Annotated in this window: 7 protein-coding genes and 2 pseudogenes; 5 read left to right on the top strand and 4 right to left on the bottom strand. The window is 66.2% G+C overall.

The features are described 5' to 3' along the window. The 5 genes and pseudogenes from codA to JMF90_RS11935 all read left to right on the top strand — a co-directional run. A pseudogene (gene codA / locus JMF90_RS11955) lies at positions 1-1,097 on the top strand (cytosine deaminase); the annotation flags it as partial. 165 nt (positions 1,098-1,262) lie between these two features. Next, entirely contained in the window at positions 1,263-2,597 is a 1,335-nt protein-coding gene (locus JMF90_RS11950) for a chloride channel protein (protein WP_011547759.1), read from the top strand. A gap of 252 nt (positions 2,598-2,849) precedes the next feature. Then, on the top strand, positions 2,850-3,164 hold the full coding sequence (locus JMF90_RS11945; protein WP_011547758.1) for a helix-turn-helix domain-containing protein: 315 nt from the start codon (positions 2,850-2,852) through the stop codon (positions 3,162-3,164). Beyond that, positions 3,161-4,420 (top strand): type II toxin-antitoxin system HipA family toxin, encoded by a 1,260-nt coding sequence (locus JMF90_RS11940; protein WP_006479086.1) that lies wholly within the window; start codon positions 3,161-3,163, stop codon positions 4,418-4,420. Before JMF90_RS11945 ends, JMF90_RS11940 begins: the two co-directional genes overlap by 4 nt. Beyond that, positions 4,411-4,509 (top strand): annotated as a pseudogene (locus tag JMF90_RS11935) (TIGR00366 family protein); the annotation flags it as partial. The gene JMF90_RS11940 and the pseudogene JMF90_RS11935, both read left to right, overlap by 10 nt. A 63-nt stretch (positions 4,510-4,572) precedes the next feature. Here the strand turns inward: JMF90_RS11935 and JMF90_RS11930 are convergent. The 4 genes from JMF90_RS11930 to JMF90_RS11915 all read right to left on the bottom strand — a co-directional run bounded on the left by JMF90_RS11930 (position 4,573) and on the right by JMF90_RS11915 (position 8,682). Then, complete coding sequence (locus tag JMF90_RS11930) at positions 4,573-5,901, bottom strand: MFS transporter (RefSeq protein WP_011547757.1); 1,329 nt, start codon at positions 5,899-5,901, stop codon at positions 4,573-4,575. Positions 5,902-6,123: 222 nt separating this feature from the next. Continuing rightward, entirely contained in the window at positions 6,124-7,056 is a 933-nt protein-coding gene (locus JMF90_RS11925) for a 3-keto-5-aminohexanoate cleavage protein (RefSeq protein WP_011547756.1), read from the bottom strand. A gap of 35 nt (positions 7,057-7,091) precedes the next feature. Continuing rightward, positions 7,092-7,898, bottom strand: a complete 807-nt coding sequence (locus JMF90_RS11920) for an SDR family oxidoreductase (protein WP_011547755.1) — start codon at positions 7,896-7,898, stop codon at positions 7,092-7,094. Positions 7,899-7,971: 73 nt separating this feature from the next. After that, the gene (locus JMF90_RS11915) at positions 7,972-8,682 is read right to left on the bottom strand and encodes a GntR family transcriptional regulator (protein ID WP_011547754.1); all 711 of its coding nucleotides are present in this window, start codon (positions 8,680-8,682) and stop codon (positions 7,972-7,974) included. Positions 8,683-9,049 lie beyond the last annotated feature (367 nt).

The raw sequence follows: 9,049 nt of genomic DNA, 5'->3' as shown, positions 1-9,049 counted from the left end.
AATTGCGCCGCTCGTCGAGCCGCACTATCCACCTCGATGCCGTGCTGACGGCCGGCGAACCCGCGTGGAACATGAGCGGCACGCTGTTCGAAGGCATCGAGCGCTGGGCCGAGCGCAAGGCGACGATCACGCACGAGGACACCAAAGCGCGCGCGCATGCGGCGATCGGCATGCTGCGCGACCACGGGATCCAGCACGTGCGCACGCACGTCGACGTGACCGATCCGACGTTGGCCGCGCTGAAGGCGATGCTGGAAGTGAAGGACGAGGCGCGCGGGCTGATCGATCTGCAGATCGTCGCGTTCCCGCAGGAGGGCATCGAATCGTTCGACGGCGGCCGCGCGCTGATGGAGCAGGCGATCGAGCTCGGCGCGGACGTCGTCGGCGGAATTCCGCATTTCGAGAACACGCGGGAGCAGGGCGTCAGCTCGATCCGCTTTCTGATGGATCTCGCGGAACGCACGGGCTGCCTCGTCGACGTGCACTGCGACGAAACCGACGATCCGCATTCGCGCTTTCTCGAAGTGCTCGCGGAAGAAGCGCGCGTGCGCGGCATGGGCGCGCGGGTCACCGCGAGCCACACGACCGCGATGGGTTCGTACGACAACGCGTACTGCTCGAAGCTGTTCCGGCTGCTGAAGCGGGCGGGACTGAACTTCATCTCGTGCCCGACCGAGAGCATTCACCTGCAAGGGCGCTTCGACACGTTTCCGAAGCGGCGCGGCGTCACGCGCGTCGCGGAACTCGACCGGGCCGGCATCAACGTGTGCTTCGGGCAGGATTCGATCAAGGACCCGTGGTATCCGCTCGGCAACGGCAACATCCTGCGCGTGCTCGATGCGGGCCTTCATATCTGTCACATGATGGGTTACCAGGACCTGCAGCGCTGCCTCGACTTCGTGACCGACCACAGCGCGACGACGATGCATCTCGGCGAGGGCTACGGCATCGAGATCGGGCGTCCGGCGAATCTCGTCGTGCTCGACGCGGACAGCGATTACGAAGCCGTACGCCGGCAGGCGAAGGCCACGCTGTCGATGCGCCACGGGAAGGTCATCATGCGGCGTGAGCCGGAGCGCATCACGTATCCGGATTGACGCGGAAGGCGGGTCATCGCGGCCCGCCGGCCCTCATGTATTCAACAAATGCATGAGTCGATTCGAAAAATACGTTTGTCTCATGAGAGGCGGGGGCCTACGATGCGGTCCTGATGACGGCATGCAGCGTGCGCGCCGCCTTTTCGATCCTCGTTCGCCGACCCCATGCGCCTCGATCTTCCATCCGCTCCCGCCGCTTCCTCGCCACCCGTCAGCCCGTTCGCGCGCATGGCTGTCGTCACGGTCCTGACCGGTATCGGCGCGGGTCTCGGCGGCATGCTCCTCGCGTTGCTGCTGCATGCGATCCAGCACCTCGCGTACGGCTACAGCATCGCGCACGTGATCGGGTCCGAGAGCTTCCTCAGTGGCGTGACCGGCGCCGAACCGCTGCGTCGGCTGGCGGTGCTGACCGTCTGCGGGATCGTCGCCGGCGGCGGCTGGTGGGCGCTTTACCGGTATGGCCGGCCGCTCGTCAGCATCCGTCGCGCGGTGCGCGCGGCCGATCCGCGGATGCCGTTCGTCAGTACGACGGTTCATGCGCTGCTGCAGATCGTCACCGTCGCGCTCGGCTCGCCACTCGGCCGCGAAGTCGCGCCGCGCGAGATCGGCTCGCTGCTCGCCGGGCGGTTCGCGCATGCGGCGCGACTCACGCCCGACGATTGCCGGCTGATGGTCGCGTGCGGCGCCGGCGCGGGGCTCGCGGCCGTCTACAACGTGCCGCTCGGCGGCGCGATCTTCGTGCTCGAGGTGCTGCTCGGCACGTTCGACATGCGTGCGCTGATCGTGGCGGTCGTGACGTCCGCGATCGCGGCGATCGTCGCGTGGCTCGGCCTCGGCAATGAGCACCAGTACACGGTGCCGGCGTTCGTGCTGAGCACACCGCTGGTCGCATGGTCGATCGTCTGCGGGCCGCTGTTCGGCTTCGCCGCGTACGGTTTCGTGCGGCTCACGACCCGCGCGCGGGCGAACGCGCCGAAGGACTGGCGGCTGCCGGTGTTCGCGCTGCTCAACTTCGCGGTGATCGGCGTGCTCTCGATGGGGTTTCCGCAATTGCTCGGCAACGGCAAGGGGCCGGCATCGCTGGGCTTCGACGGCACGCTGACGATCGGCCTCGCGGCGGTGCTGCTCGTGCTGAAGGTGCTGATCGAGGCCGGCAGCCTGCGGGCTGGCGCGGAAGGCGGGCTGCTGACGCCGGGCCTCGCGAACGGCGCGCTGCTCGGGGTCGTGCTCGGTGGACTGTGGAGCATCGTGTGGCCGGGTGCATCGCTCGGCGGATGCGCGCTGATCGGCGCGACCGCGTTTCTGGCCGCGTCGATGCAGATGCCGATCACGGCCGTCGTGCTGCTGCTCGAATTCACGCGCGCGAATCACGACTGCCTCGTGCCGATGCTGCTTGCCGTGGCAGGTTCGCTTGTGGCGTACCGGCTTGCGCAGAAGCTGGTGGAGCGGCGAGCGACAGCGATCGCAGCCGTCAGCACGCCGGAGGCGGTTGCTCGCTAGCGGGCTCACGCCAGGGCCCGTATACGCATCGATGCGCGCGGCGATCCATCCACGACATGGCGTATCTGGAAGGCGTCCAGTGGGCAGGGGAAGAGCGTGCATCGCTGACGCATCAATTCCGTTTTGAAGTGGATTATCCGCGAAAATATCAAAATAAGACACAATGTATGGGAATTAAAGTTCCTGCATGCATCTCTCCTGTAACTCTATAATATTGTGAGTTATGAGAGATATGGCGCGGGAAGACCCACTATGCTGGAATTAAATTTTCGCAAGCCCGATGAAATCGTCACACTGCTTTGCGCGAGGCTTCGCACGGAGCGGCTGGCGTTGCAATTGACGCAGAGCGACGTAGCCGCGCGTGCCGGCGTCGGTTCCAATACCGTGTCCAATCTGGAAGCCGGACGCAATGTGAGCCTCGAGACGGTAGTTCGTGTAGCCATGGTCCTGGGACGTAGCAAGGAACTCGAAGGATTGTTCCTGCCGAAGCTCGATAGCCTGGAAGACGTTCATCGGTATGAAAAAAGTGCCAAACGTCAGCGCGTCAAGAGGGGCAACCAGAAATGATCGAGCGGATCGATGTCTACTACGACGGCTGGGGGGAGCACTGGCTGTGGGGATCGATGGTTTCTACGACGGCGATCACGGGGCGCCCGTTGATCGTATTCGAATATAGCGATGACGCGCGCAAAAGGGGGCTGGAACTGTCGTCTTATGCGCTCCCATTGCATGGGGCGAGGCTGCGCAAGGACTTTCCGTCCCACCAGCTGGGATTGCCCGGCCCAGTCTATGACGCGCTGCCCGACGGATGGGGCATGTTGCTCATGGACCGCTTGTTCAAACGCCGCGGTCTCAACGCGGCACGCATCGGGCCGCTGGAGCGGTTGGCTTACATTGGCAACCACGCAATGGGCGCCATGTCGTTCGAGCCGGTCGCGGTCGAGATCCAGGCACCGCAGCCGGATATTCCTCTCGACCGGCTCGCGGCCGAGGTACAGGAAGTCCTCAACGGTGAGGGCGGCGAATTCCTTCATCAACTGCTGCAGGTGGGCGGCTCTCCGCAAGGTGCCAGGCCGAAGGCCCTGGTCTATCGTGATCCGCAGTCCGGCGTTTTTACCACGGCCGCGGTGGCGGGTTTTGACGCGTGGTTGGTCAAGTTCCCGGCTCGGCAAGAGCATCCCGAGGTGTGCGCGATCGAAATGGTCTACGCCGAGTGCTTGCGCATGTGCGGCATCGAGACCCCGGACACGCTGCATTTCAATTTGCCTGACGGGATGGCGGCATTTGCGTCCCGGCGTTTCGATCGACGGGACGGTCTGCGCGTGCCCATGCAAAGCGTTGCCGCGTTTACCGGTGCCGATTACAAAACGCCGGGGGCGCTGGACTACGTGAACTTCTTGCGTGCGACTCACATGTGCACCAACGACGTACGCGAGAAGGCGCGGGCGTTTGAACGGGCTGTCTTCAATGTCGCGTTCAACAATCGCGACGATCATCCGAAAAACTTCGCTTACGTCATGTCGCGATCCGGCCAGTGGAAACTCGCGCCGGCCTACGACGTGACATTCTGCGAGGGGCCGGGCGGTTACCACCAAATGGACGTCATGGGCGAGGCGCTGCGGATCGACCGGGCGGCATTGCTCGGACTGGCAAAGGAAGCAGAGCTTTCCGCAGCCGTTGCCAGCGACATGATCGACGGAATGTGCGGAGTAGCCAGCCAGTTCTCGGCCATTGCGAAGCGCCGCTACGAGGGGATCATCACAGAAGACACGCTGACGGACATTCAGCGTCGAATCGACGAGAACGTTGCGCTGCTGCGCTAGGGCTCGGCGTGCGCGACATCATGGGGTATTGCGTGACGACGCTGCTGTTCTCGGGCGTGGTGTTTGTCGCGGAGATGCATCTGTTCTGACAGAGCGAGGCGAGATGCGGCCGGGGCGAAACCCGCATCTCGCCAGCCTGAATCTCGTTGTCTTCAGCCGCGCGACCGCACGTCGGCGTGCTCGTGCCCGTGCCGCAACGCGAGGCTCGCGAACGCCGCGACGACGAGCGCGGCCGCCAGCAGCGTCAGCCCGTTCTTCGCATTGCCGGTCGCCTGTTCGATCGCGCCGACGACGGTCGGCCCGACGAAGCCGCCGAGCAACCCGCACGTATTCACGAGCCCGAGCCCGCCGGCCAGCGCGCTGCCGGCGAGCCGCGACGCCGGAAACGTGAACACGATCGACTGCACGACGAAGAACATCGATGCAGCGACGCACACGCAGAGCAGCCCCGCCAGCGGCGACGCATGCGCAGCGCCGACCATGCCGGCGGCCATGACCATCAGCCCCGCGCACAGCATCCGGCGCGAATGACGCGACTCGCGGGCGAAGCGGGGCAGCGTCCCGGCGCCCAGCGCGGCGGCGAGCCAGGGCAGCGACGTCAGCAACCCGACCGCGACCGGCGAGAGCCGCCCCGACGCGCCGATGATGCCCGGCAGGAAGAAGATCACCGTGTAGATGGTCAACTGGTGGCAGAAGTACACGAAGATCGCGAGCCAGATCTGCGGATCGCGCAGTGCGGCGCCGAACGCATGGCCGCCGTGCGCGGCGACGCCCGCGTCCTGTTCGGCGGCCAGCTTGCGCTCGAGCGCGCGGCCGGTTTCCGGGGCGAGCCACGGCGCGGCGCTCGGACGGTCCGGCAATCGCGTCCACACGACGAACGCGAGCAGGATCGCCGGGATGCCTTCGACGACGAACAGCCATTGCCAGCCGTGGAAGCCGAGCGTGCCGTCGAGCTCGATCAGCGCGCCGGCGAGCGGCCCGCCGACGATGTTGGCGATGCACACGCCGAGCAGGAAATAGCCGGTGGCGCGCGCACGTTCCTCGCGGCCGAACCAGTACGTCAGATACAGCATCACGCCGGGAAACAGGCCGGCTTCGGCCACGCCGAGCAGCAGGCGCATCACGTAGAACGACGTCTCGCCGCGGACGAACGCCATCGCGACCGACAGCGCGCCCCACGTGATCATGATCCGCGTGATCCAGAAGCGCGCGCCGACGCGATGCATGATCAGGTTGCTCGGGATCTCGAACAACGCGTAGGTGAGAAAGAACAGCCCCGCGCCGAGCCCGTACGCGGCCGATGAGATGCCGAGATCGATGCCCATCGAATGTTTGGCGAACGCGATGTTGGTGCGGTCGAGAAAGCTGATCACATAGGCGGCGATCAGCAGCGGCATGAGTTTGCGGAACAGCAGCCGGTTCAGCGACGCGTTCGCGTCGCCGGCGGCGGAAGACAATGCCTGAGCGTGATGAGTGGACATGCGGACGACTCCGGTAAGAGCGAACCGGCGCGCACAGCAAGCACGGCGCGCCGCGTTCGGCAAATGCCGCTGCGATGCAGGCAGCGGATGGGCAGTCGACGGAGCCGCGCCGGCGGCGCTCGAACGGAGCGGGGCGATCAAGGGCGTCCTGGCGCCGGCCGGCTCGGGCCGGCGCCTTGTCACTGCGCTTGCGGGTTCTGGTGTTGGGGTGCTACCCGGCGGTCAGAAATTCACCGCGTCGCCGCCCTTGAGTGCGAGCATCGCGCGCGCCTCGGCCGGCGTCGCGATCTCGAGCGACAGGCCTTCGAGCACCTGGCGCATTTTCAGGACTTGCGCGGCGCTCGATTCCGCGAGCTTGCCGGGCGCGATCCACAGCGAATCCTCGAGCCCGACGCGCACGTTCGCGCCTTGCGCGGCGCCGATCGTCGCGAGCGGAATCTGGTTGCGCCCGGCGCCGAGGATCGACCACACGTAATCGCTGCCGAACAGGCGGTCGGCCGTCCGGCGCATGTGCATCAGGTCCTCCGGGTGCGCGCCGATCCCGCCGAGCAGGCCGAACACGCTTTGCACGAAGAACGGCGGCTTCGCGAGCCCGCGATCGACGAAGTGCGCGAGGTTGTACAGGTGCGAGATGTCGTAGCACTCGAATTCGAACCGCGTGCCGTTCGCGCCGCAGCGCGTGAGGATCGTCTCGATGTCCGCGAACGTGTTCTTGAACACGAGATCGCGGCTTTTCTCGAGATGTTCGCGCTCCCACGGATGCTTCAGCTCGCGGAAGCGCTCGAGCATCGGGTACAGCCCGAAGTTCATCGAACCCATGTTCAAGGACGCGACTTCGGGCTGGAAATGCAGCGCCGGCTGCAGCCGTTCGTCGACCGTCATGTGCGGGCTGCCGCCCGACGTGAGGTTGATCACCGCGTCGGTCCGCGCCTTGATGCGCGGCAGGAACTCGGCGAACACGGCCGGGTCCTGCGTCGGCTTGCCGTCGGACGGGTTGCGTGCGTGCAGGTGCAGGATCGCCGCGCCGGCCTGCGCGGCCGCGACCGCGGCCGTTTCGATTTCGTGCGGCGTCACGGGCAGGTACGGCGACATCGACGGCGTATGGATCGCGCCGGTCGGCGCACAGGTGATGATGATTTTGCGAGCGTTTGCCACGGATGGATTCCTTTCGATGAACGATGCAGGAGGCGTCAGAGCACTTCGACGTTGCCGCAGACGGAGATCGCCTGCCCGGTGATTCCGTGCCCGCCCGGCGAGCACAGGAACAGCGCGGTCGCGGCGATCTCGGCCGGATCGGTCATGCGCCGCAGCGAGATCTTCTCGAGATAGCGCTGCTCCATTTCGTCGTAGCCGATGCCGAGCTGCTGCGCGCGCGCCTCGATCACGCGGCGCATCCGCGGGCCGCGCACGATGCCGGGCTGGATCGCGTTCACGCGGATGCCGAGCGGCCCGAGTTCGATCGCGAGACTTTTCACGAGGCCGACCACCGCCCATTTGGTGGCCGCATACGGCGTGCGGAACGCGTAGCCGAGCCGGCCGGCGACCGACGACAGCGCGATGATCGCGCCGCCGGGTTTCGACTCGCGCAGCAGCGGCACCGCGCGGCGCGCGAACTGGAATTGCGCGTTCAGGTTGATCGCGACGGTCTGCTCCCACTGCACGGGGTCGATTTCGTCGATGCCGCCGGTCGGGCCGGCGATGCCCGCGTTGTTGACCAGCACGTCGAGGCCGCCGAGCCGGGTCGACACGTCGGCGAACACGCGCTCGACGGCGGCCGGGTCGGACACGTCGGCCAGCGTCGCGCTGATCGCGCCGGTCGCGGCACGCGGCGGCCGGTCGGCGAGCGCCGCGATCGAGGCTTGCGACGCATCGCAAACGTGCACGCGCGCGCCGCATTCGGCGAACGCGTCGGCGATTTCGAGGCCGATGCCCGACGCGCCGCCGGTCACGAGGACGCGCAGGCCGTCATAGGGTTTCAGCAGGTCGGAAGCTGTCATGCCGGGTTGTCTCCATCTTTGGTGTTGTGGAATGACGGCCGCTCGCGTGTCGGGCGGCCGTGGCAGGCGGTCGCTACGGTTTCGCGTTCACGCTCCGCGGCGTCTGTTCGGCCCGCAGCGTCTCGGCGAGATCATGCGCGGCGCCGCCGATGTCGAGCGCGATGCCGGCCCGCACGCCCGCGCCGTCGCGCCGTTCGAGCGCATCGACGATCGCGCGGTGCGCATCCATCGAGCGCCGCATGTGCGGGATGTCGAGCGCGACCATGTTGAGGAACGGGCCGACGCGCATCCACAGGTTCTCCACGATCGCGAGCGTGTTTTCGCTGGCGCCGTGCGCGTAGATCGCACTGTGGAACGCGAAATTGCTTTGCAGGTAGGCGCGCGAGCGGCCGGCCTCGGCGTGTGCCTGCATCGTCTCGTAGGTCTTGCGCACGGCCGCGATCTGCGCGTCGGTCATCCGGGCGCACGCGCGTTCGGCGATGCAGCCTTCGAGCGCGATGCGCACGTCGCGGAGTTCGTCGAGCATGTCGAGCGTCATCGGCGGGACGACGAGCGCGCGATTCGGGCCGTCGACCAGCGCGCGTTCGGCGCGCAGCCGCGTAAGTGCGGCCCGCACGGGCATCGTCGACGAGCCGACCGCCTCGGCGACGCTGCGCAGGCTCAGCGCCTGGCCGGGCGCGAAACGGCCGCTCATCAGCGCTTCGCGCAGTTGCTGATAGACCTTGTCGGCCATCGTTTCCTGTTCGATGACTTTCAGTGCGGGCGGGACGATACGGGGCGGCAAGGCGGGGCTCCTGAGTTTGATCTGCGATCTGTGATCACACTGGCGATGTGCGAAGTTTTGTCGATCGGGGCGGCGGAGTCAAGGCGAACGGGATCGGGGAAAACGAGGGGTGAAGCAGAAGACGGATCGGAGTCCGACAAGCCGATGTCCTTACAAAAAACTTTCAAGCCGTGCATCATGACGCCCTGATTCGGTGGATTCGAAGGTTCTCGGTGCACATGAGCCGTCGCGAGTCTTCGATGCGCTTACCCTCGAGTCGAATTCATTTCAACAACAAGGAGCCAAAGTGAAACGACCATCATTTGCCGTTGCATGGGCGGCATCTCAGCGAATCTACGACCCGGCAAATTCCGGTGAGCGCGTTGCG

It is taken from the genome of Burkholderia sp. E168m23 (assembly GCF_016586125.1).
Lineage (GTDB): Bacteria > Pseudomonadota > Gammaproteobacteria > Burkholderiales > Burkholderiaceae > Burkholderia > Burkholderia orbicola.
The sequence above is the reverse complement of the archived record's forward strand: the minus strand, read 5'-3'. Positions and strand labels throughout refer to the sequence as shown.

What these genes read in the sequence shown, in the direction of transcription:
- JMF90_RS11950 (WP_011547759.1), top strand. Translation starts at nt 1,263, where the DNA reads ATGCGCCTCGATCTTCCATCCGCTCCCGCCGCTTCCTCGCCACCCGTC.
- JMF90_RS11945 (WP_011547758.1), top strand. Translation starts at nt 2,850, where the DNA reads ATGCTGGAATTAAATTTTCGCAAGCCCGATGAAATCGTCACACTGCTT.
- JMF90_RS11940 (WP_006479086.1), top strand. Translation starts at nt 3,161, where the DNA reads ATGATCGAGCGGATCGATGTCTACTACGACGGCTGGGGGGAGCACTGG.
- JMF90_RS11930 (WP_011547757.1), bottom strand. Translation starts at nt 5,901, where the DNA reads ATGTCCACTCATCACGCTCAGGCATTGTCTTCCGCCGCCGGCGACGCG.
- JMF90_RS11920 (WP_011547755.1), bottom strand. Translation starts at nt 7,898, where the DNA reads ATGACAGCTTCCGACCTGCTGAAACCCTATGACGGCCTGCGCGTCCTC.